The organism is Mycobacterium branderi, assembly GCF_010728725.1.
In the GTDB taxonomy this organism is placed as follows: domain Bacteria; phylum Actinomycetota; class Actinomycetes; order Mycobacteriales; family Mycobacteriaceae; genus Mycobacterium; species Mycobacterium branderi.
In genome coordinates, this window is record NZ_AP022606.1 from 2,517,095 (window position 1) to 2,540,631 (window position 23,537).

Below are 23,537 nucleotides of genomic sequence, written 5' to 3' on the forward strand. Positions count from 1 at the left end.
CAGGACGTGACCCAGATCACTGTGGGAGAAAGATGAAGTTGTTGACGTAGACGCCGCGGGTCGTCCAGCCGTCGATGTTCGCCGGGTTCTGATGCCGGGCGGGGTCGAACTCGTCGATCGACCGGCGCACACCGCCGGAGTCGAAATAGCCCCGGTAGCCCAGCCCGGTCAAGAACTCGGCCACCCCGGCCACCGCGCCGGGATGATGGCGTTCCTCGGCTTCCACCAGAAGCGCGGGCCGGTTGCGCTCTAGAGTGTCGGCGCCGCCGCGCAGCACGGCCAGTTCGTGACCCTCGACGTCGATCTTGATGAAGCCGACGTCGTCGAGCCCGAAATCGTCGAGCCGCTTGACCTGCACGTCGACGCTGCGCACCGCGCCGCCGTCGGCATCGCTCAAGGCATTGGCCCCGTCGATGGTGCTGCGTCCCGGGGCGGATTCGAGCACGCGCATCGCCGTCACACCGGGGCGGTCCGACAATGCCACCGCCTCGACGCGCACCGCGGCGCCGACCGCGCCGAACATCGCTGCCAGCGCGCGCGCCTGGGCGGGCCGCGGCTCGAATGCGATCACCGACCGCGACGACGCCAGCATGGCGATCGTGAACTCGCCGACATCGGCGCCGATGTCCAGCGATACCCGGTTGGGGTCGCACAGCGACCGAACCAAGACAATCTCCGGGTTGGATTCGCCCAACCGCTGCAGAATGCGGTGTTTGCGTCGCCAAAACCAGCCTGGCGCGATGGTTTTTGCCAACGGCGCGAGCCGACGTTTGGCCGAGACGACGACGGGCATCTGCGACGGCCCTCCTTGCGGTTTGCGGGAGGACAACCTTATCCGACCAGAGATCGCCGCGTGAAGGACGTGAAATTCCCAGCGCCAGAACGGGTACCGCGGTCGACCGAGGACAAGTACCGCAGTCCGAATCAAAAGCCTTGTGCGGTAATTGTTTTGCCAACGACCGGCTGTAGTTAACGCGCGAGCAATAAAGCGCATTCCAATCAATGCCGACAGCGGGTAGCCAGCGAAAAGATGTGAGGCCAGCGCGACGTCCGGTATACATAAGCTAACCAATTCCGCGGCGCTACTCGTTGGACGGGCGCCGCGGAGTGCATCGACGGCCAGGGAGGTCACCGTGGCGCGCAGCCTGGTCAACTCCGTCGCCGCCAAGCTGATGATGGCCACCGCGACAAACGCCCGCGAGGTCAGCGCGCAGGTGCTCGCCTACCTCGTTCGCCAACTGGACGTTGATGCCAGCTTCTTACGGCACAACGACCACGAACTGCAGGTTTCCACCTTGGTCGCGGAGTGGCCGCCGCGGCCGGTGTCCGAACACGACCCCCTTGCCGTGGTTCCCTTCGAAAGCACCGACCCTGTCTTCGCGCATTGCGCGGACGGCAAAACGCCGGTCGTGGTGGAGGCCGGGCGCAATGCGCGGGCCTTCCGGCTGTCCGGCAGTCGTCACGTCGCGCCGCCGACGGTGGCATGCGCGCCGCTGATTTCCGGGCAGGTGACAACCGGCATGCTTGCGTTCGTAAAGTTCGGCCGCAACAACTGGAAGCCGGACGACATCGACACTCTGCAAGCGGTCGCCTCGCTTTTCGCGCACCTGCAGGCCCGGGTCACCGCCGAGGAACGGCTGCATTACCTGGCCGAGCACGACGACCTGACCGGCCTGCACAACCGTCGCGCATTGGTGGCGCACCTGTCCAAGCGGCTCGCAACCACAGGGCAGGGGCCCGTCGCCGTCCTGTTCCTCGACCTCGACCGGCTCAAGTCGATCAACGATCGTTTCGGCCACAGCGCGGGCGACTGGTGCATCCAAGTGTTCGCTGAGCGGCTTCGCGCATGCGTCGGAAACCGCAACATGATCGCGCGGATCGGCGGCGACGAGTTCGTCATCGTGCCGGAGCGGGCAATGGCCAGCGACACCGCCGAAGCCCTCGCGCAGCGGCTCCGCAGGATGCTCTGCGAGCGGTTGGCCATCGGCGGCGACACCGTCACGTCCACGGTCAGCATCGGGGTGGCGGTCGGTTTGCCCGGTCGCGACGACAGCACCGATCTGCTCGCCCGCGCCGACGAAGCCGTGCTGACCGCCAAGCGGGCCGGCGGCAACCAGATCTCGGTGTCCAGCGGCTACATGTCGCTCGAGAATGCGCTGCGCAGCGACATTGAACTACATCTGCAGGGCGACATCGACAGCGAAGCGCTCGTCCTGCACTACCTGCCCGAAGTCGACCTGTGGAGCGGCGCGATCGTGGCGGCCGAGGCGCTGGTCCGTTGGCAGCACCCGACACGCGGGCTGCTGCTACCGGATTCGTTCATCGGCGTCGTGGAATCGATGAACCTCGCCGGTGAGCTCGGCCGGTGGGTGATGCGAAGCGCCTGCGCGGAGTTCAGCCGGTGGCGCTCGCACGGGGTGGGGCTGGGCGCGGTGTTGCGGATCAACGTGTCGCCCGCGCAGCTGGTCACGCGCGGGTTCGTCCGCAGCGTCGCGGACGTCATCGAAGAGTTCGGCATCGACAGCGGTTCGGTGTGCCTGGAAATCACAGAACGCGTCATGGTCCGCGACATCGAGACCACCCGCAGGACACTTCAGGAGCTCAAGGACGTCGGCGTGCAGATCGCGATCGACGACTTCGGTACCGGCTACGCGGTGCTGTCCTACCTGAAGTCGCTGCCCGTCGACATGCTCAAGATCGACACCACGTTCGTGCGTGATCTGGGAGCCAGCCCCACCGACCTAGCCATCGTGCGCGCGATCATCGGCCTTGCCGAGGCTTTCGACCTGCAGTTGGTGGCCGAGGGTGTCGAGACTCCGGCCGCCGCACTGACGCTGATGCGGCACGGATGCCACCGCGCCCAGGGATTCCTGCTGTCACGCCCGCTGCCCGCCGATGCCATGGAAGCGCTGCTGTCGACAGGCTGGATGCGCATGCCCTTCCTCGCCGACCGCGAGGCCCTGACGCTCGGCGTCATTTAGCGATGCTGCGACGGACAGGGGTCATCGTCTGCGCGATGGTGGCCGCACTGACCGGATGCGGCGCGCAACGGCAGGACGGGCCACTGCGCGCCGTCGTCAGCCCGGCCATCCCCACGACAGTGCAGGAGATCTCCAACCCGTTGCGCGGCCAGTACGAGGACTTGCTGAAACCACTGTTCCCGCAAAGTAATCCGGCGCAGAAGCGCTACGGCGCCTGGCCCAAGTCGTACGACGCGAGTCTGCGGGTGACGTGGCGCCAACTGCAGCCGACCGATCCGCGCACGCTCGAACCCGACGCGCCCGACGACCGCAAGTTCGACTTCAGCGCGATCGACGACGCGTTGACGCGGCTGGCCGGACGCGGCATGCGGCTGACACTTCGGGTGTACGCCTACAACTCCTGCTGCGACGCCTCCTACCCCGACAACACCAACACCGCGGTCCCCGACTGGGTGCGGGCACTTCCCGGTGCCACCAGCACCTATCCCGCGCCGGCGGGCGGGGTGGCCCAGGTGGTCCCGAACTGGAACGACCCGGGCTACCTCAGCGGTTTCGAGCAGCTGCTCGCCGCGCTGGGCCGCCGCTACGACCGCGACGAGCGGCTCAGCGTCTTCGAGTTCTCCGGGTACGGCGATTTCAGCGAGAACCACAACGCGTATCTGCGCGACGTGCTGAACGTGCCCGGCCCGGCGCCCGACGACAGCGTCGCGGCCTTGGGGTACTTCAGCCAGTTCCATGACCAGAACATCACCGCAGCGTCCATCCGCCGGCTGGTTGCCGCCAACGTCGCCGCGTTCCCGCACACCCAACTGGTGGTCACCCCGCAGAACCCGCAGATCGTGCGCGAACTGCTCGCCGACGACGTCACCAAGAAGCTGGCGGCGCCGGTGGGCATCCGCTCCGACTGCCTCGGCATCTACGCGCCGCTGCCGGCCTGGGCCGAGTCGGACAATTCGCACTACGTGCAGGCCAAAGATCCGCTGGTCGACCAGCTGCGTGAGCGGCTCGGGTCGGCGCCGGTGATCACCGAGTGGTGTCAGCTGCCGAACGGACCCGACCCGCAGAGCTACTTCACCAAAGGCCTGCGCGACGTGGTCAAGTACCACGTGTCGATGACTTCCAGCGTGAACTTCCCCGGCGCCGACGCGACGACACCCATGGATCCCGCGGCGTATTCGCTGTGGTGGCGGGCCAATGCTTTCGCCGGATACCGCTATTCGGTGGAAGCCCGGCCGGGGTCGCAGTCGACCCGCGACGGCGTGGCGTCGATAGCGGTCACCTGGACCAACCACGGCTCGGCCGCCGCCACCGAGAAGTGGGCGCCCGGCTACCGGCTGGTGGATTTCACCGGAGCGGTCATCCGGACGCTGCCGTCGAGCGTCGCGTTGAAGACGCTGGTGCCGGACGGGTCGGGCGACCAACTCGTCCCCGTCTCGACGACGGAGTCAGTGCAGGTGGACGTGGGCTCTTTGGCGCCCGGGCACTACACGCTGCAGGCGGCCGTCGCCTGGCAGCAGCACAAACCCGGGGCCACGCACGTGGTCGACTACCCGCCGATGCAGCTGGCGCGCGACGGCCGCGACCCCGCCGGGTGGTATCCGGTGGCGACGCTCGACGTCCCACTGAGCTCCTGACCCGGGTTTGCCATTCGCGTCAATGTCAGACAGAATCGACGGGATTCGCGTGTCAGCGAACCGCAAGAGGGGTCACTGGTGGATTTCCGTACCTTTGCCCGGATTATTGTCCGGCATTGGCAGCTTGTCGCAGGTGCGGTGCTGGCGTGTTTGGTGGGGGCGGCGGCCGTCACGGCCTTCCAGACCAAGAGCTATCAATCCTCGGCGACGATCCTGATCTCGTTCTCCGGCGAAACCACCCTCACCGACGTCTACCAGGCAACGCAGGCTGCTCAGGAACGGCTGGCGTCGTACGCGCAGATCGCGGGCGGGCACGCGGTCGCCCAGCGCGCGGTCAACGACTTCCACGCTCCGGCCAACGCCGACGCTCTGGTGAGCCAGACCCACGTGTCCTACACCCCGAAGACCACCCTGTTCACCGTCACCGTCGAAGACACCGACCCGGTGCGGGTGGCCGCGCTGACCACTGCGATGGCCGACGCGTTCGCCGCAATGGTTCCCACGCTCGGTGCCGACCCGCTTCCGCCACCGCCTCCTGCGCCGCCGCCGAAACCCGTTGCGCTACCGTCGCATCTGGACGGCGACGGGCCCTCGGAGCCAACGGGATTGGCAGCGGCCGATGGCGGCGCAACGCCGCAGCCGACTCCGTTGCCACCCGCGTCGCCCGTGCCGGTGGCCAGGGCCACCGTGATCGAACGGCCCGGTGTACCCGACGCTCCGATCAAGCCGGTACCGATGCGCAACATGGCCATGGGCCTTCTCGCGGGCGTGCTGCTCGGTATCGCGGTGGCTCTTACCCGCCAGGCCGCCGACCGCACTGTGCGGGACCGCGAACAACTCGAACAGCTTGCGGGCGCACCGACTTTGGCGGAGCTACCCGGACGCCGTGACGGCACGCCCCGATTCGGCGCCGAGGGCTCGTTCGACGACGCGGTCCGCGGTTTCCGCACCCGGTTGCTCCGGGCAATGGGACCCGACGCACGGCGGGTGCTGGTGGCGGCGCCGTTCGGCGGTGAGGGCAGCACCACGACAGCGCTTAACCTGGCGATGGCTCTCACCGAACTCGGCGAGACGGTGCTGCTCGTCGAGGGCGACGTGCGCCGGCCCGTCATCGCCGGTTTGCTCGGCGTCAAGTCGGGATTGAGCCTGGCCAATGTGCTGGTGGACCGGGATGTCGCCGGGGAAGCTCTGCGCGCCACGCCGGTCGAGGATCTGTTCGTGCTTGCGTCGCGCACCGCCCGTGGTGACGAGACACTGCCGCGCAGCGCGGATCTTCCAGATGTGTTGGGGGACTTGTCGGTTCGCTTCGGCCGAACCGTGGTCGACGGCCCGCCCGTGCTGGCGACGGCCGACACCGGGCTGCTGGCCGATGCGGTGGAAGCCACCGTCCTGGTCGTTCGCGCAGGCCGGACCACCGTCGACGAGGTCAAGGATGCCCTGCATGCGCTGCGCAACACCGGCACCGCCGTCGTCGGGACGGTGCTGACCGACGCCCGGGTGTCGCGACATACCAAGGCGGCCATCCAGAGCTATTGGCGAAGGCCCTACCGGGCGAGGCTGCGCGGCGCGGCGTGATCGTCTACGTCCGTGACCGGCAGCGCTTGCTGTTGAACGCGGTCGCGCTGGCGGTATTTCTGTTCTGCTGCTTTGTTTTCGGGGTGTTCTCGGTACGCAACACCACGCAGGGTGTGCTTCTTATCGGGTTCATGTTCTGCGTGGTGGTGTACTGGACCAGGCCGCAGGTAATGGCTTGGGTAGCAATGTTTTTGGCGTTTGCTTCGTTGCCGCAGGGATTGCCGCCCGGCAAAGTCATCGGCCCGGTGACCATCTACGGCCACCACGTGCCCCTGGTGCTTGCGCTCTGCTACCTGCTGCCGATCGTGCGGCCACGGTTCTCTGCCTGCCTGCTGCCGGTCACGTTCGCGCTGACGGTGGTGTTTTTCGCCGTCGTCGGAATAGCGACCGGACACGACACCGCTGTCGTGCTGAAGGAAGCGATGTTCCTGCTCGAAATGGTCGCCGGGTCCATGCTGGCGATGCTGGTCGTGCAGGGCGGCTACCTCACGGAGGCCGTCCACGCGATCGCCGTCACGCTGTGGCTTTCGGCCGGCCTGGCCGTGCTCAGTTCGTTGCATGTGATCCAACTGGCCGGTCGCGCGGAAAGCCTGGAGAGCACCACCGGCGCCGCCGAAGCCGTCCGCGTCATCACCAACACCCTGACGCCCGCGATCGCCGTGCTGGCCACACTGGTCGTCGCACAGATCGTCGGGCGGGTCAGGCCCGCAACGTTTTTCGCGTTGGCCCCGCCTGCCTTGACCGTGTCGATGCTGGCCTTCTCCCGCAATACGCTCATCTGCGTCTCGGTGGCCGCCGTTGTCGCCTTCGCCGCCAGCGTTGGCTGGCCGGCAGTGCGGCGGACGGCCGTTCTGGCAGTCTCCGGCGTGGCGATTGTGGGGGCGTCGGTGTCGGGGGCGTTGTTCTTACTGCAACGCTCGACGGCCGGTGCGTGGCTCGGCGATCAGGTCACCGGATTCAATCACCGGGTGCTGGGCGGGGTTTCGAGCAGCGCGCTCGCCGCCGACTCCTCCACGCTGGCCAGGCTGGCCGAGGACGCCAACCTCAACCGCGCGATCGCGAACGCGCCGGTGTTCGGCCACGGCTTGGGCTACGCCTATCAGCTGCCGTACGGGGACGGCTCGGACGCGTTCGATACCTTCGCCTCGACCCTGGGAACCACCTACTCTCACAACTTCTATCTATGGTGGCTGTGCAAGGCCGGCGCGGTCGGGATGGCGGCGTTCGCGCTGTTTGCGCTGATCCCGGTACTGCGGGCGCTGCGCAACGGGTCGGCGCCGGCAAAGGTCAGCGCGGCGGTGAGCGCCGGGCTGCTGGTGATGTCGGTGATCGATCCGCTGCCCGAAGAGCCGGGCGGGGCACTGGCGCTGGGCCTGGCGGTGGGTTCGGCGATGGCATTCGGGATGCGACGGTGAGTTCGCAGCGGCGCCGGCTGCGAGTGCTCGCGGTGGGCCCGGCACCGGCCGGCGCGCATAGCCGGGGCGGCATGGCCACCGTGGTGGCGCTGATGGCGGCGCATCCCGACGAGCACATCGAGATCAGCGTCGTGCCAACGTTTGTGGACGGACCGGCCTGGCAGCGCATTGCGGTCGGTGTCTGCGGGATGCTGCGCGCGACGTGGTTGGTGCTGCGCGGCCGGGTCGACGTGCTGCATGTTCACCTCGCACATGGCGGCAGCGTGATCCGCAAGGCGCTGCCGTTGGGGGCGGCGCGGCGGGCGGGCGTGCCGGCGGTGGTACACGGCCACAGCTACGACTTCGGCGGCTGGTTCGACCGGCTGCCGGCTGCCATGCAGCGTGCGGTCCGGCTGATGCTGATTGCCGACTACTGGGTGGTGCTTGGCGAACGCCACGTCGAGGAGTACACCCGACGGCTGGGGGTAGCGGACAGCCGGATCAGTGTGCTGCACAACGCCGTCCGACTTCCCGGCAACGTGGTGGTACAGGAGGGTGCCGAGCAGGTGCACGCCGTAGCGCTGGGCCGGTTGGGGGAGCGCAAGGGCAGCTACGACCTGATCGCCGCGGTTGGCGAGCTCGACCACACGGTGCGGCGCCGACTGCGAGTCACCCTCGCCGGCGACGGGGAGGTCGACACGGTCCGCGCGGCGGTCGACGCCGCCGGCCTCGCCGACACCATTCGGGTGACCGGGTGGCTGGATACTGCTGCACGCGACCAACTGCTTTCCACCGCAAACGTTTTCGTTCTTCCCAGCCGCGACGAAGGCCTGCCGATGGCCCTGCTGGAAGCGATGGCGTCCGGCCTGGTGCCGGTGACGACCACGGCCGGCAGCATCGGGGAAGTGGTCAGCCACGGGGTCAACGGCCTGGTGGTGCAGCCGGGCAGCCCGGACCAAATCGCCGGTGCACTAATGGCCCTGGTGAACGACGAAAGGATGCGTGTCCGCTTGGCGGCTGCCGCCCGCAACCGCGCTAGCGACTTTGCGCTCGACCGCTGGTATCGGCAGCTGACGCAATTGTGGTCCGATCTGGCGATCGGGCGGTCTGCACTTCGGCGATAACGTCCAGCAGACGGTCTGCGGCACGGTCGACGCTGAAGTGGTGGCGGTAGTGGCTCGCCGCTGCGGCGCCCGCGGCGACAGCAGCGGCGGGGTCGGCCAGGTGGTCGAATGCGGCCGCTAGCCCGGTGACATCGTCGACCCCGACCGGCGGGCATCCCGGCGGCTGGTATTCGGGCAGGGCGCCGTCGGTGGACACGATCGGCATGACGCCCAGCTGCATCGAGAGCACCTGCACACCGCTCTGCGAAGCCCGCCGGTAGTGGGCGATCGAGCCCTTGGCCGCCGCGAGCGTCGGCAGCACGTCGGCGTAGCGGTACCGGCCGGGTCGCCACCGGGTGTGCGCGGGCAGCCTGCGGCTGACACTCAGCCCGTCGCCGACGAGCACCAAATCGTCTCCGCGCCAGCCGCTTCCGGTGGCGTGCCGCTGCCAGGCATCCAGCACCACGTCGAGGTTCTTGTACGGATTGAGCCGGCCGATCAGCACGAAGTCGCGGCGGGCGTGCGGCCGGACCGGCGGCGGAACCAGAGCCGGGTCGAGGTCGCTGGTCAGCGGCACGACGTGCACACGGGTGCCGGCCACGTCGCGGCGAGTCCCGACAGCGGCGGCGACATGGTCGCTGAAGGTGACCGTGGCGGCCGAGCCGGCGCCCCACCGGTCGAACACAAAGCGCTCGCGGGCCGGTCGCTGTTCGGCGGCGTCGTGTGGGCGGTGGTCGTGGATCAGTTGAATGCGCGGTGTGCGCCCGGCCAGCGCGATCCACCGGGGATCGCGAACCAGCTCGCTAACGACGATGTCGGCTCGATACCCACGGATGCGGCGCCATGCCGCCAGCGTGGCAGGCCACGTCGACGCGGTGCGAAATCGCGGGTCCAGGACCAGTTCATACGTGCGCGCGACATCCGACTCGGGGTGCTGATCCGAGGTCACCAGCAGCACGTCGGCGCCGCGGCGCTGCAGCGCCTCGGCCTGCACCCGCGCCAGCGGCCGCATCCATGGTGAAAGCCACAGCACCCGAACCGGATTCACAACGCTGAGCCGGGCCCGGGATCGATCAGCCACCGTCCGCTGAGTTCGGGATATTTCCGGCGCACTTCCTGATAGAGGTCGGGCACAGTGAGGAAGACGCGATCGGGGTTGGCCGCGATGAGCTGCTCGGGAGAGATGATCGGAACATCGGTCCCCGGAATCCGGCGGCCCTGCTTGGCGGGTGATGCGTCGGCCACCGCCGGAAGCAGTTGCCGATCGACCCCCGCGATGCTGAACAACGCCGGAACACGCGACGCGGCGCCGTACCCGTAGACCGGCCGCCGGTGGCGGCGCTGCGTCTCGAGCCAACTGCGCAGGCGCTCGGCGTGGAATTCGGCGGCCTGCTGCAGATGCCCGACCTTCGCCGGATCGGTGATGCCGAAGTCGCGTTCGCGCCGAAGGATCTCCCGGACGTGCTCGTCCGGCTTGGCGCGGCCGTGCACGGCGGCAATCAACACGGTCCCGCCGTACAGGCCGAATTCCCAGGCACTGGCCACGCTCATTCCGACCGCGTCCAGGAGTCCGGTCAGCGTGGTCAGCGAATAGTAGGCAAAATGGCCGTGGCGCAGGGCATTCCATTGGCCCTGGCTGGCGATCGTCAGCAGCGAGTGGAATTGCAGCAGTAGCACGCCGTCGGGTGCCGTCGTCTTGGCACGAACCTCGAAGGCCGCCCGCTGGTCGCGTTCGTGCATGATCCCGAAGGTGTCCAGCACCACGTCGGCGACGCCGGACCTGACGAAGCCGCGTTTGGTCAACAGCCGCAACCACGTCCCGCCGTGGGGGCTGCCGAACTCGCGAACTGTCTTGCCTCGCAGCCAGCCGGCGTCCGCGACGCGCTGAACGGCGTCGGCGGCCTGGTCGCGCAGGGCCCGCGGCTCGACACCGCGTGGCTCGGAGGTCACGGTGTCGTCGTGGGCGAGCTGGGCCAGGCCGCAGTTGGTGCACAGGTCCATCGCCAGCGGATGCGCCGACTCCTCGGCGCTCACCGGCTCGGTGATCAACGGAAAGTTGTCCGCCGCCGGCACATTGCCCAAATCGAGAACCCGGCTCAGGTTGGTACTTCCACATCCTCGGCAGGCGGTCATGGCGGCTCCGTCACGGCTTCTCCGCGGTCAGGGAGATGTTGTGGGCGAACAGCCGAAGCTTTCCCAGCAGCCGTGCGCCGGCGTGGCGACGCGTGTGATCGGGAATCCACGACAACGCGTGCTCCACGGCCAGCAATATCTGCAGATACCCTTGTCCCACAAGTTTGTTGAGCCGGGCGTTGCGGGTAGGGATGAATGGGAAGTAGGCGCGTGTGAACCCCGCTCGGCGCAGTGCCGTCAGGATCTCGCGATGGGTGTACTCCTTGAGATGCATACCGAGTGGCCTGTCGCAGTTGAACACTTGCGACACATCGTGCGGCCCGCTGAACCGATGCGGGGTCCGGAAGATGTACCGTCCGCCCGGCTTCAAGATCCGAAGCGCACCGCGCAAGTGCGCCTCGAGGTCGTCGGGGTGCAGGTGCTCGAGCACTTGATCCGAGATGGCGACGTCGTAGGTGGCGGCGCCTTCGAAGTCGTCGAGGTGCACGCCGTCCGACACGCCCCACGAGAGATTGGGGACGTTGGCATCCGAATGTTTTTCACCGCGTTCCCGGGTGATCTCGGTGGCCTTGCAGGAATAGCCCTGCCGCGCCAGATATGTGATCAGTTCGCCTTTGCCGGAGCCGATTTCGTAAACGTCGAGTGGCGCCCGACCGATCGCCGAATGCCATTTCTTGTGCTGTGCAAGATTCGACGAGACGGTGGCCTCCGATTCGCCGGCAAAGCGGTTGAGCCACTGCAGTTCGCTGTACAGCCGTGTGTAGCTGCGGTCGAACGTCTCCCAGCGATCCTCGGCGGTCGAGGAGAGCAGGTCTTGAGTGAGTTGGCGTTCCAATTCCCAGTGCGCCAGGATCATCTGCTCGGTGATCGCCGCGTCGGCGGGAATCGAATACACCGCTTTGTAGCGGGCTATCAGCGCCTGTCCTGAAGGTTCCATGGTGAAAGTCCCTTTACATCGCCGCGAAATGCAGTGTCGGCAGTGGGAATACAAGCCGGCCGCCCCAGTCGGTGATATGGGCGAGTTGTGAGGTCAGCTCGGTCTCCAGGTTCCACGGCAGCGCCACCACCACGTCGGGGCGGTCCTTGTCGATCAGATCGGGTTCGTGGATGGGAATCCGCGTTCCCGGCGTGAAGCGCCCGTGCTTGTAGGGATTGCGGTCGACGGTGTACTCGAGCAGGTCGCTACGGATTCCGCAGTAGTTGAGCAGGGTGTTGCCCTTGCCCGGCGCGCCGTAGCCGACGACACGCTTGCCGTCGGCGCGGCACTGCAACAGAAACCGGATCAGATCCTGTCGCACCGCCTCGGCGCGCGGACGCAGATACAGGTATCCGTCGATGCCGTGTAATCCCGCGGCCTCCTCGACGCTCAGCACCTCCAATACCCGCTGCGACGGAGGTCCCGCCGCCGCTTCGGGACGCGCCCAGATCCGGATCGACCCGCCGTGCGTCGGCAGGAGTTCGACGTCGACCACGGCCAGCCCGGCGGTGGCGAGCGCCCGTCTTGCCGACAGCAGGGTGTAGTACTGGAAGTGCTCGTGGTAGATCGTGTCGAATTGCCCGAGGCTCACCAGGTTCAGAGCGTGGTGTACCTCGATGCTCAGCCGTCCGTCGTCGGCGAGCAGCACACGCAGAGCTCGGGTGAAGCCCAGCAGGTCGGGGATGTGCGCATAGACGTTGTTCGCGACGACCAGGTCGGCCGGGCCGTGCTCGGCGCGGACCCGGTGCGCCAGCTGCTCGTCCAGGAACGCCGACAGCGTCGGCACTCCGCGTTGGGATGCGGCGGCGCCGACGTTGACCGACGGTTCGATACCGAGGCAGGGTACTTTCGCGGCGACGACGTGCTGCAGCAGATACCCGTCGTTGCTGGCGACTTCGACCACGAAGGACTCGGCGGAAAGCCCGAGCCGCTCGATCGTGGTGTCGACGAACGTCTTGGCGTGCTGCACCCAGCTGTCGGAAAATGAGGAGTAGTAAGCGTATTCGGTGAACGTGTCCTCGGGTGTGATGAGCGCTGGTATCTGCAGCAGCAGGCAGTCCTCGCAGAGCCGCAGGTGCAGCGGGAACGTCGGCTCGGGCAGATCCAGCTCGTCGGCGGTGAGGAGCTTTTCGCACGGCGGAGTGGCGCCGAGGTCCAGCACGGAAAGCATCCGGTTGGACTCGCATAAACGGCAATTCATCTGGCCCCCGATTCGCTGTCTGTGCCGAGCACTGCCTCGATCGCGTCGAGGTAGGCATCGGTCATCGCCTCTACGGTGTAGTGCTCGCGCAGCCGGTCGAAGCCGCGCTGTCCCAGGGTGGCAAGCTCGTCCGGTCGAGACAGGATGTCGCTCAGTGCATTACGCCATCCCGGTACCGAGACCGGCTCCACGACAACCCCGGCCTTCCCGAAATCCAGCATTTCTGGCACGGCGCAAACCGCCGACGCCGCAACGGGTACCGCCCGGGCCATCGCTTCGAGAACGACGAGCGGGAATGCCTCTGAGCGGCTGGGAACGCACAGCAGGTCGGCGTCGGCCAATGCAGGCTCGGGCCCGGCGGACCAGCCATGCCAGCGAACCCGGTCGCGCAACTCCGCGGGAGTGGCGGCCTGCAGCCGTTCCCGGTCGGGCCCGTCGCCGAAGATCGAGAGCGTCCACGGCATTACCGTCAGCCCGGACAGCGCCTCGATCAGCAGATGCGGATTCTTGTGTTCGACGATGCGCGACAGCATCACCAGTCGTAGCGGCGCACCGGCAGACCTTGCCCGCACTGCCGGCTCGTTCGTCACCGCGACGCCGTTGGGTGCGACGAAACGGCGCCCGCGCAACCGATGCTGGGCGGCCAGCATGTCCCACTGCCGTTGGGCCAGAACGACGAAGCCGTCGGCGCGGCGCATCGCGGCGGTCAGCGGCCGCGAATAGATGGGCCGATCCGGCTCCGGCGGAATATGCGGGGCCACCAGCCAGCGCCTGTCGCGCGAAGCCGCCCGCCACAGCGTCGCGAACCCGGTTTCGGTGTTGGTGTCACCGCTGATCAGGACCGCGGGCCCGTCGGGAATGTCGACGGCCGGCGCCCACCACGGCTGGCGCACCACCCGCACGGTGTGCGGGATCTCCCGGATCAACGGCCCGAACCGTTGCACGCACACGATCGCGACCGGATACCCCCGGCGGTCCAATTCCGTTGCCAGCAACGCCTTCTGCCGCTCGGCGCCGCCGTAGACGAGGCGGTTGGTGGTGATCACGATCGCGGGCAGGTTCGTGCGGCGCCGCGTGCCGCGGCGTAGGTTGCGCTTCGAGCGCTGCAGCCGGTCCAGCACCGTGGTGGCGGCCAGGTACATGTCCGCGTGGTGGACGCTGCTTTGGTGTTCGAGCGCCAGGGCCGTGTTGGCCCGCCACAAGTCGCGATTGCGGCGGCGCTCGGGGGACGCGACGTCGGCGCCGTGGGTCGTGCACGGTCCGGCCGCATCCTGGCCGGTGACCGGACGACCGTGATCGACGCCGAGTTCGTCGGCCAAAAGGATGCGCCAGCCCGCGGCCCGGGCGCGGGTCTGCCAGTCGGCCTCGTCGCCGTAGAGGAAGAACTCCTCGTCGAAGCCGCCGATGGCGTTCCATGCCGCGCGGTTGATCGCCAGGCAGGCGCCGCCGATGTAGCCGTCGATGCATTGCGATTCGGGCGGCTGGTGGGTGTATAGGTGTGAAAACGGAGTTCCGCGTAGCGAGTTGGAATAGCCGGCGACCGCGACCAGTGCGCGCAGCAGCGTGGTGCGGCGCGTCGCGATGTCCCACGGCTTGGGCCCGGGGGCACCGGCGTCGTGGATCATCGGCGACACCGCCGCGACATTGGGCTCACGCAGCAGCTGCCGGGTACGGGTCAGCGGTCCGCGCAGCCGGGCGTCGGGGTTGAGCACCAGCAGATCGGCGTCGGGCGGCGTGTGCTCCACCAACGCGTTGAAGGCAGCGGTGAAACCGAGATTCACCGGCCCCAGTACCCAATGCACCGTCGCGTATTCGGTGGTGAGTTCCTCCCGGCCGGGATATCCGTCGCCGCTGTTCTCGTAGACATAGACCGGCAGCTCGGGCAGATGTTCGGCGACGCGGTCGAGGCATTCGCGCAGTAGGTCGTGGCTTTTGTAGGTCACGATCAGCACGGCCAGCGTGCGTTGCGACGGCGGCGTCGAAAGTGTCGCTGCGCGTGGGTGTTTCAGGTATGCCCGGTCGGTCATGCCGCCACCTGCTTGTCGCGCATCGCGGTCAGTTCCGACAGGCGCACCGGGCCGATCGCCAGGCTGACCGCCAGGTAGGCGGCAGCGGTTGCGGCCACGACCAGAACGACATGCCGGCCGGACAGTAGCACCACCACCCCGACGCTGGCACTCACCGGCGCCAGCATGCGCAGCAGGAACGGCACGGGCGTGCGGTACCCGCACTGGCGATGCAGCCACCAGCCGGCGATCGCCACGCCGAACAACTCCGTGCACACCAGAGCGACGCCGGCCCCGACGGCGCCGAATTGCCCGTCCAGGGCCACATTCAGTGCGACGTTGACCACCAGGGCGCCGATCGACAGCCGCAGCAGAAACCGTTGGTGGTGGCAGGCGAACAAACCCTGGCTCAGGGTGCTGGCCACGAACCGCAGCGCCACCGCGACGAACAGCAGCGCCAGCGTCGGCGTCCCGCGATCGACGAACGCGTGGTCGCCGAACAGCGCGATCAGCGGTCCGGCCAGTAACGCGCCGACCACGGCGATCGGTACCGCCACAAAACTCATCAACTCGACGCCGCGCCTCATGAAGGCAGCGAATGCGGCGACATCACGGGCGAACAACTCGGTGGCTGTGGACAGTGTCGACTTGAGGAAGAACGTCGACACGATCGCGGTGTTGCCTGCGATGGTGTAGGCCAGACCGTACACGCCGACCTCGGAATGACTGGTCGACAAGGATAGGATCACGCCGTCGGCGCGCCAGTACAGGATCGCGATTACCGCTATTCCGATGGGCGCCAAGCTTTCTCGCAGCAGGTCGGTGGTCTCCCGCGCCGAGAAGATTGGTCGCAGGGAGATGTGCCGGGCCGCGGCACTGCCCTGGATCAGCAACTGGATCGCGGGCGGGATGAGTTGCGCGACCGCGAACCAGATGACGTCGGCCCGCGCAGCGACCAGCCAGCCGACCATCGCCAACGTACCCAGGCGGCCGGCGACGTCAGAGAGCGCTACCGCCGAAAACCGCACGTTGGCAAGGAAAACCGGTTCGAATCGGGTTGTCATCGTCAGCATCAGCAGCTGCGCCGACAGCACCACCAGCATCACTTTCACGTCGGCGTCGCGGTAGATGATCAACCCCGAGCCCACCGCCACGGCCGCCAGCGGAAGGCAGTACATTAGCGACAGGCCGCTGTTGACCCGGACCAGCCGCTCGAGTTCGCCGCGCCCCGAGGTGACTCGGCGCACGATGACCGTTCCGATGCCGAGATCGGCCAGGCTGGCCCACATTCCGATGAACGCGAGCGCGATCGTGAGCTGCCCGTAGCGTCCCGGGCCCAGGTAGCGCGCGGTCATCGCCACCGAGATCACCGATGCCAGCATGCCTACTGCCCGGCAGAACAGCTGGATGGAGAACGCGTGCGCGATTCGCGTCGGCGGCACCGAAGGTTCGAGCTTGGTCATGTCGGCTCAGTACGCTCCGTCCCGGGTAAGGACCGCTTTCAGCGTCCGGGCGATGATCAGGAGGTCTGCGGCCATCGACCAGTTGTCGACATAGGACAGGTCCAGCCGAACCGATTCTTCCCAGGACAGATCCGAGCGCCCACTCACCTGCCACAGGCCGGTGACACCGGGCTTCACCAACAGTCGGCGCTTGACGTCACCGTCGTAGTTCTCTACTTCACGTCGCAATGGCGGTCGGGGTCCGACGACACTCATGTCGCGCTTCAACACGTTGATGAATTGCGGCAATTCGTCGATGCTGAAGCGCCGAAGTATCCTTCCGACGGGTGTGACCCGGGGGTCGTGGCGGATCTTGAACAGCATGTTGCCCGCGCTTTCGTTCAGCGGGAGCAGCCGATCGAGCTGAGCGTCGGCATCCTGGATCATGGTGCGAAACTTCAGCATCGTAAAGGGCTTACCGTCCAGGCCGATGCGCTCGGACGGATAGAAGACCGGTCCCCTGCTGGTCAGTTTGACGGCGATCGCAGAGGTCAGCAGAAGCGGTGAGGTGCCGATCAGCGCCGCCAGCGAGAAGCAGAAATCGAATGCGCGCTTCAGAAATGATTTCGCGCCCTGGTATTGCGGCTTTTCGACATGCAGCAAGGGGAATCCAGCGACGGGCCGTAGCGCCAACCGCGATTCCGCCACGTCCATCACCCCGGGAGAGACCACCAGATCGACATCCATGGTCTCCAACCGCCACATCAGTTGCCTGATGCCGCGCACCCCGAACCGTTCCGTTCCGGTCACCGCGACGGTGTCCGCGCCGCACCGGGCGATCGCCGCCAGCGCGTGTGTTTCGTCCCCGAGAATCGGTATCTCGCGACCGTGGACCGTCAGCTTCTTGCCGCGCGACGAGCCGTATCCGGGAATGCCGACGCCGACCACGACGTAGCCGTCGCGGGGATTGCGCATGAGTTCATGCGCCAGATGTGACACCCCAGGACGATCGCCGACGGCCAGCACCAGCGTCTGGTACTTGCCGCCGGCTCGTTTGCGCGCAATGTAGCGGCGCCACAGGTTGCGGCTCGCCAACAGCCCAACGGTGCCCACGGGCAGAGCAACCGCCAAATATCCACGCGCCAAGTCGATTTTGGCGAGCAGCGTTGCCATCGCGATGATGCCGAACGTCCAGAATGACGCGCTGGCGATGCGGCGGTACTCGTCGATGCCGGCGCCGATGATCCGCGGCGACCTGGTGTTGAACACGGCGATCGACGACAGCCACAGCGCGGCGAACAGAAGCGAGAACAGCGTCATCACCTGACCGGGGTAACCCGACGTGTCCGGTGATTGGCCGAACCTGATGTATTGGGCGAGCATGACCGATGCGACCACGATCACGGAATCGGTCACCCGCAGCCGCGCCGCATACCGCTGCTGCCAGTGGCGCGCCGGGTTGGCAGGGGACGCGACCGGATGCGGGCTCACCGTCGGACGCCGCACAGGCCGGGACGCTGCCTTGGGAATCGACGCCGTCATCCCGGCCCGATCCGCTTGTCCGCCAGCGTCTCCGGCACCCCGCTGTAGTGCACGCCGGGATAGCAGATGAGCTGTGCGCGACTGGCCCGCAACAGCGCGACCGGCCCTTGCAGAAGGTAGCGGCGGGCCAAGCGTCGCGGCTCGTGAGACAACCGGTGCAGCCACTCCAGGCCCGCCCGCTGCATCCAGTCGGGCGCACGCCGGGTCCGGCCGGCCAAGAAGTCGATGGCGCCGCCGCAGGCCAGGAATATCCTTGCGCCCGTGGCGAACCCGTGCTGATCGACCCACTGTTCCTGTCGCGGCTTGCCGAGGCTGACGATCAGGACGTCGGTGTGCGCGGCGCGGATGGCCGCGGCAAGCGTGTCTGAGCATGACTCGACGGTCGTCGCGTCCGGCGCCCACATCCCCGAAATGCTCAGCGCCGGATACTGCTTAGCCAGATGCTCGGCCAGGCGCTGATGGGTTGCGGCGCTGCCGCCGAAAAACCCGACCCGCGCAGACGTGGCTTCGGCCAGCGCCAGCACTGGCGGTAGCAGGTCGGCTCCGGCGATCCTGGGCCACGGGCCGGCGGTGAGCAGTTGTCCCCGCCAGGCGATCGGCATCCCGTCCGCCAGCAGCAGCCATTCCAACCGGCCGTCGGGCGGCGCGCCAAGCTTGCGGAAGTGGTGCAGGTGGTCCAGGTTCACCGAGCCGACCGCCAGCCCGACCGCAGATCCCGACCGCAGGCGGGAACCGATGATCGACAGCACCTCGTCGGTCTTGCGGCGCTCGACGATGCTGCCGCTAACCACCATTCGCACGGCGGGTGCCGGCAACGTGTCAGATGTCATCAGGGACCAGGCTGTCGATCACAATGCCGGGGTACCCGCCGGCGTGACAAACGGCCAGCTGGCGTCCTTTTCGGAGATGACGGTGACCGGCAGCGGCCAGGAGATGCTGAATTCCGGGTCGTCCCAGCGGAATCCCTGCTCGGCGACCGGCGAATACGAACCGCTGACCTGGTAGAGAACTTCGGTGTCGTCGGCGAGGGTCTGCAGCCCGTGCGCGACGTACGGCGGCAGGAATAATGCCCGGTGGTTGTCGGCGGTCAGATGGACCATCACGTGCTTGCCGTAGGTGGGCGACTGCGGCCGCAAGTCGACCGCAACGTCCACGATCGCGCCGCGGGTGCAGCGCACAAGTTTGGCCTCGGCGAACGGCGGCGCCTGCCGGTGCAGTCCCCGCAGCGTGCCGCGGGCATAGTTGTAGGAGATATTGGTCTGTGCGACAGCCACATCCAGTCCGTACTTGGCGAACTCCTCGGCACAGAACGCCCGCGAGAAAAATCCACGATGGTCGCGATGCGGTTCGATGTCGATGATGGTCACCCCTGCGACATCAGTGGGTGTGTACTTCACTCAGACCTCCGTCCAGAACAGCCGCTTGTCGACCTGCCCGGTCTTGAGCAGGTATTGGATTTGTTTGAGCCGGGTGTGTCCCCGGCCGTGGAACGTTTCCGGGTCCATTTCGATGGCGTCGAACAGCCGATGCAGCTGAGCGGCGCCTGCGGCCACGGACCAGTTCGCGCGGAAGTCGCCGAATACCTCGTGTATCTTGCCGAACGCCACGCGGTAGCTTCGGTTGTCGGGATCGGGCGGGCCGAAAGTCAGTTCACAGCCGGGGAACTCGGCGCTGACCGCCTCGGCGATCTCGCGGACCGTCAGGTTGTTCTCGTCGGTGCCGACGTTGACCACCAGTCGATGCACGGTCTGCCGTTCGGCATGCAGTGCGCATCGGATCGCCTGGGCGATGTCCAGGGCATGCACCAGCGGGCGCCACGGGGTGCCGTCGCTGGTCATCGCGATGCGGTGGTCGGTCCAGGCCAGCCCGGCGAGGTTGTTGAGCACGATGTCGAACCGCATCCGCGGCGAGGCACCGAACGCGGTGGCATTGCGCAGAAACGTCGGCGAGAAGTCGTCGTCGGCCATCGCCGAAAGGTCTCGTTCCACCAGGGCTTTGCATGTGGCGTACGGGGTCATCGGGTTGATCGGGCTGGTCTCGTCGACGGTGCCGTCGGCGATCCCGTAGACGCTGCACGACGACATGTAGACGAAGCGGCGCACACCCGCGCGTTTTGCCAGGGCAGCCAGTTGCACGCTGCCGCGGTGGTTCACCTCGAATGTCACGTCGCCGATGAGGTCACCGATGGGATCGTTGCTGAGCTCGGCCATGTGCACGACGGCGTCGAACCCGCGCAGGTCTTCGAGTGTCACGTCGCGGATGTCGCGGATGAGGGTAGGCGGCTCAGCGTGATCGGGGCTTCCGGCGAGCCGGCCCGGGCACAGCCACCCCGAGCGGTAGTAGCCCGTGTCCAGGCCGACGACGTCGTGGCCCTCGGCCAAAAGCATCGGCGCCACAAGGCAACCCAGGTATCCCTGGGTACCGGTGACCAGCACTCGCACGGTCGGGTCCTAATCGTTTAGTAGGGATGGATTGCTGGTCGTGGTGGCGACCAGGGTCTGTTTCCTGGTTGGTCTGCTGTCAGGTGATGCCTGGTTTGTCCCGACGCTCGACGTCTAGAGAAAGAACGGCGCGCCTGGCGGCAGATCACCTCCGGTGGTGGTGGGATGCCGTTGCCCGAGCCCACCGCAGGGTTGACCTCCCGACTGTGTTTCCCGAGCCTTGAGCTCTTCGATAGAACGAGGTCCTGCGGTGAGCTGGAGTCACGGACGGCTAGTGAGATGACGGACCTAAGAGTCCCGCGATTAGGGCGCCGCGTGAGTCCACCGGTGACGGCATAACCATCGATCGAAGGAGTGATGACACCTTGGGCTTGTTTTGTGGAATTGATTGGGCCACTGAACATCACGATGTCGCCGTCATCGACGACGACGGGCGTGTGGTGGCCCGCGGACGGGTCAGCAATGATGCGGCCGGGTTCGCGGCTCTGTTGACGCTGCTGGCTGAGGCCGGTGACAGCGCCGCGCATCCAATCCCGGTGGGGATCGAAACCGATCGCGGACTGTGGGTGGCCGCGCTGCGCGAAACCGGCCGGGTGATCTACCCGATCAACCCACTGGCGGCCTCGCGGTACCGGGCACGGCATGCAGTGTCGGGGGCCAAATCCGATGCCACCGATGCGGTGCTGCTGGCCAATATCGTGCGCACCGATGCCGCCGCGCACCGACCGCTGCCCGCCGACACCGAGCTGGCCCAAGCCATCCGGGTGCTCGCCCGCGCCCAGCAAGATGCGGTTTGGGCGCGTCAGCAGATCGGCAACCAGATCCGCGACCTGCTCAAAGACTTCTACCCGGCCGCCATCGCCGCGTTCGCCGGGCTGCCCGAGGGTGGACTGGCCCGCGCCGACGCCCGCACCATCTTGGCCGCTGCGCCGACCCCAACGCAGGCGGCGACGCTGACTCCGCCCGGCTGCGCCGACTGCTGACCAAAGCTGGCCGCCGACGCCATCTCGACCGCGATATCGAGCGGTTGCGCGCCGTGTTCACCGACACCTACCTGCACCAACCGCCGGCCGTGGAAAACGCGATGGGCATCCAACTGGCGGCGTTGTTGCGCCAACTCGAGGCCGCCTGCACCGCGGCCGACGAGCTGGCCGAGGCGGCGATCGCCCATTTTGAGCAACACCCGGACGCCAAGATCATCACCAGCTTCCCCGGCCTGGGGATGTTGGCCGGCGCCCGGTGCTCGCCGAGATCGGCGATGACCGAACCCGCTTCGCTGAGGCCCGCGGACTCAAAGCCTTCGCCGGATCCGCCCCATCACCCGCGCCAGCGGCAAGAAAACCGTTGTCCTGCACCGCCACATCAAGAACCGGCGACTGGCCGCCGTCGGCCCGATCTGGGCACTGGGATCGCTGCGCGCCTCGCCGGGCGCGCGTCGCCACTACGATGCCCGCCGCGCCGCCGGAGACTGGAACCACCAAGCCCAACGGCACCTGTTCAACAAGTTTCTCGGCCAACTCCACCACTGCCTGCAGACCGGCCGGCTCTACAACGAACACCTGGCGTTTCCACCTCCTCTCTCGCTCGTGGCTTGACTCTTAACTTCGTGAGATGTCTTTCTCGGTTTGTGTCGGCAGCGGCTGGTCGGTTAGTTGAGCGAATACTCTTCGCCGGTCTCGAATACCGATTTCTCCACGGTGAATGCTTCGGCGTAGCGGGCGCGGCACTGGACGCCGCGGACCCGCATCAAGCCGAGGAAGGCCTCGTCGTCGAACCAGTCTCGGCCCGCTTGGGACGGATAGCATTCCGCCAGCACCGTCGCCTTTCGCTGTGCAGTTTCGGCCGAAACTGGGATGTACAGCGAGGGATTGGGCAGGTCCGATTCCCACTTGAGGATCTCGTAGCCGAACGAGAGATGGTCGCGGAACTCGGTGGGTATCAGTTCTGCGATCAGCCGGTGGTCCTGGTGAGAGTCGCCACGCTGCGGGCCGAACACCACGTCGGGCTGACAGTCGCGGGCGAAATCGGCGAGGTGGCCTTTCACCGCCGCCCAATGGTCCGGCAGCCGGCCGTCGGGCAGGTCGACAACCGTCAACCGCACGTCCGCCGTCGGGCACAGTGCCGCAAACGCGTTCTTCTCTTCGACTTCCCGCTCGGTGCCGCCACCGGTCAGGACCAGGGCATGCACCACCAAAGCGGGGTTGTGGCGGGCGATTTCCATCAAGGTGGCGCCCGTGCCGATGACAATGTCATCGCAGTGGGCGCCGATGGCGGCAACCGACGTCAACCGCGACGGGGTCAGTGAGATCATGCGGATCGGTCCCGCCGTCGGGGCGTATCCCAGACCATCCAGGGGCGAATTCCGTTGTTGTAGTCGGCGTCGAGCTCGGCGCGCTCCTTGAACGTGTCGGCCGGTTTCCAGAAGCCGTCGTGGCGGTAGCCGATCAGCCCGCCGGTGCCGGCTAGTGCCGTGCACGCGTCGCCGACCAGGTCGCCGTTCTCGGGTATCAGGTCGATGACCTGTTGGCGCAGCACGAAATAGCCGCCGTTGACCCAGATCGGGAACTTGGTAACCGGCGCGATTTCTTTGATGTCGCCGTCGGTGGCGATGTCGACGCAGTGAAACGACGACTGCGGCGGCACGATCAGCATCGAGGCCATGGCGCCGCTGCCGATCACCCGCTCGACGATGTCGTCGAGCGGGGCGTCGGTCAGTACGTCGGCGTAGTTGGCCAGGAAGTACTCGTCGTCGCCGAGGAACTTGCGGACGCGACGCAGCCGTTCACCGATCGGCGACTCGAGACCGGTGTCGACGAAAGTGATTGCCCAGTCGGAGATGTCGGAATCGAGCAGCTCGACCTGGCCGGCCCGGATGACGAAGTCGTTGGACTCCGTCTCGCGGTAGCGCAGGAAGAAGTCCTTGATCTTCTCGCCACCGTAGCCGAGGCACAGGATGAACTCCTTGTGACCGAAGTGTGCGTAGTAGCGCATGACGTGCCACAGCAGCGGACGCGGCCCGACCATCTGGAGCGGCTTGGGTATGACGTCATCCTCGGCGGTGCGCATCCGCATCCCGTAACCGCCGCAGAACAATACGACTTTCATCTGC

17 protein-coding genes and 2 pseudogenes are annotated in these 23,537 nt (G+C 67.0%); 6 read left to right on the forward strand and 13 right to left on the reverse strand.

All coding sequences use genetic code 11. From position 1 onward, the window contains the following. Nucleotides 1-16: 16 nt before the first annotated feature. Entirely contained in the window at nucleotides 17-793 is a 777-nt protein-coding gene (locus G6N47_RS13005) for an FkbM family methyltransferase (protein ID WP_083131437.1), read from the reverse strand. 340 nt (nucleotides 794-1,133) lie between these two features. Between G6N47_RS13005 and G6N47_RS13010 the strand changes: the two genes are divergently transcribed. From G6N47_RS13010 to G6N47_RS13030, 5 genes are all read left to right on the forward strand, one after another. Next, nucleotides 1,134-2,981, forward strand: a complete 1,848-nt coding sequence (locus G6N47_RS13010) for a bifunctional diguanylate cyclase/phosphodiesterase (RefSeq protein ID WP_083131438.1) — start codon at nucleotides 1,134-1,136, stop codon at nucleotides 2,979-2,981. 2 nt (nucleotides 2,982-2,983) lie between these two features. Beyond that, nucleotides 2,984-4,615, forward strand: a complete 1,632-nt coding sequence (locus tag G6N47_RS13015) for a hypothetical protein (protein WP_083131439.1) — start codon at nucleotides 2,984-2,986, stop codon at nucleotides 4,613-4,615. Between the two features lie 78 nt (nucleotides 4,616-4,693). Then, nucleotides 4,694-6,190: a polysaccharide biosynthesis tyrosine autokinase gene (locus tag G6N47_RS13020; RefSeq protein WP_083131440.1), complete on the forward strand. Its 1,497-nt coding sequence runs from the start codon at nucleotides 4,694-4,696 to the stop codon at nucleotides 6,188-6,190. Then, on the forward strand, nucleotides 6,187-7,605 hold the full coding sequence (locus tag G6N47_RS13025; RefSeq protein WP_083131480.1) for an O-antigen ligase family protein: 1,419 nt from the start codon (nucleotides 6,187-6,189) through the stop codon (nucleotides 7,603-7,605). Before G6N47_RS13020 ends, G6N47_RS13025 begins: the two co-directional genes overlap by 4 nt. Next, nucleotides 7,602-8,708 (forward strand): glycosyltransferase family 4 protein, encoded by a 1,107-nt coding sequence (locus tag G6N47_RS13030; RefSeq protein WP_232080201.1) that lies wholly within the window; start codon nucleotides 7,602-7,604, stop codon nucleotides 8,706-8,708. Before G6N47_RS13025 ends, G6N47_RS13030 begins: the two co-directional genes overlap by 4 nt. Here the strand turns inward: G6N47_RS13030 and G6N47_RS13035 are convergent. From G6N47_RS13035 to G6N47_RS13080, 10 genes and pseudogenes are all read right to left on the reverse strand, one after another. Beyond that, nucleotides 8,683-9,720 (reverse strand): annotated as a pseudogene (locus tag G6N47_RS13035) (glycosyltransferase family 4 protein); the annotation flags it as partial. The gene G6N47_RS13030 and the pseudogene G6N47_RS13035 overlap by 26 nt on opposite strands. An 11-nt stretch (nucleotides 9,721-9,731) precedes the next feature. Next, nucleotides 9,732-10,820: a class I SAM-dependent methyltransferase gene (locus G6N47_RS13040; RefSeq protein ID WP_083131441.1), complete on the reverse strand. Its 1,089-nt coding sequence runs from the start codon at nucleotides 10,818-10,820 to the stop codon at nucleotides 9,732-9,734. Nucleotides 10,821-10,830: 10 nt separating this feature from the next. Then, entirely contained in the window at nucleotides 10,831-11,757 is a 927-nt protein-coding gene (locus G6N47_RS13045) for a class I SAM-dependent methyltransferase (RefSeq protein WP_083131442.1), read from the reverse strand. A gap of 13 nt (nucleotides 11,758-11,770) precedes the next feature. After that, nucleotides 11,771-12,997 carry a class I SAM-dependent methyltransferase gene (locus G6N47_RS13050; protein ID WP_083131443.1) on the reverse strand — a complete coding sequence of 409 codons (1,227 nt, stop codon included), beginning with the start codon at nucleotides 12,995-12,997 and terminating at the stop codon, nucleotides 11,771-11,773. Continuing rightward, entirely contained in the window at nucleotides 12,994-15,024 is a 2,031-nt protein-coding gene (locus G6N47_RS13055) for a glycosyltransferase (RefSeq protein WP_083131444.1), read from the reverse strand. The genes G6N47_RS13050 and G6N47_RS13055 overlap by 4 nt, the downstream gene beginning before the upstream one ends. Then, on the reverse strand, nucleotides 15,021-16,466 hold the full coding sequence (locus G6N47_RS13060) for a flippase (protein ID WP_139799450.1): 1,446 nt from the start codon (nucleotides 16,464-16,466) through the stop codon (nucleotides 15,021-15,023). Before G6N47_RS13060 ends, G6N47_RS13055 begins: the two co-directional genes overlap by 4 nt. Nucleotides 16,467-16,472: 6 nt before the next feature. Next, nucleotides 16,473-17,987 (reverse strand): sugar transferase, encoded by a 1,515-nt coding sequence (locus G6N47_RS13065; protein ID WP_083131445.1) that lies wholly within the window; start codon nucleotides 17,985-17,987, stop codon nucleotides 16,473-16,475. Then, a complete protein-coding gene (locus G6N47_RS13070; protein ID WP_232080202.1) occupies nucleotides 17,984-18,817 on the reverse strand; it encodes a WecB/TagA/CpsF family glycosyltransferase in 834 nt (277 codons plus the stop codon). The genes G6N47_RS13065 and G6N47_RS13070 overlap by 4 nt, the downstream gene beginning before the upstream one ends. An 18-nt stretch (nucleotides 18,818-18,835) precedes the next feature. Continuing rightward, entirely contained in the window at nucleotides 18,836-19,384 is a 549-nt protein-coding gene (rfbC, locus tag G6N47_RS13075; protein WP_083131446.1) for a dTDP-4-dehydrorhamnose 3,5-epimerase, read from the reverse strand. Beyond that, nucleotides 19,385-20,428, reverse strand: coding sequence for an NAD-dependent epimerase/dehydratase family protein (locus tag G6N47_RS13080; protein ID WP_083131447.1), 1,044 nt, complete (start codon nucleotides 20,426-20,428; stop codon nucleotides 19,385-19,387). It lies immediately after the preceding gene. 371 nt (nucleotides 20,429-20,799) lie between these two features. Here G6N47_RS13080 and G6N47_RS13085 point away from each other — a divergent pair. Next, nucleotides 20,800-22,023, forward strand: a pseudogene (locus G6N47_RS13085) (IS110 family RNA-guided transposase). Between the two features lie 53 nt (nucleotides 22,024-22,076). Here the strand turns inward: G6N47_RS13085 and G6N47_RS13090 are convergent. Beyond that, entirely contained in the window at nucleotides 22,077-22,739 is a 663-nt protein-coding gene (locus G6N47_RS13090; RefSeq protein WP_083134790.1) for a PIG-L deacetylase family protein, read from the reverse strand. Next, a complete protein-coding gene (locus G6N47_RS13095) occupies nucleotides 22,736-23,533 on the reverse strand; it encodes a glycosyltransferase family protein (protein WP_083134791.1) in 798 nt (265 codons plus the stop codon). Before G6N47_RS13095 ends, G6N47_RS13090 begins: the two co-directional genes overlap by 4 nt. Nucleotides 23,534-23,537: the final 4 nt, after the last annotated feature.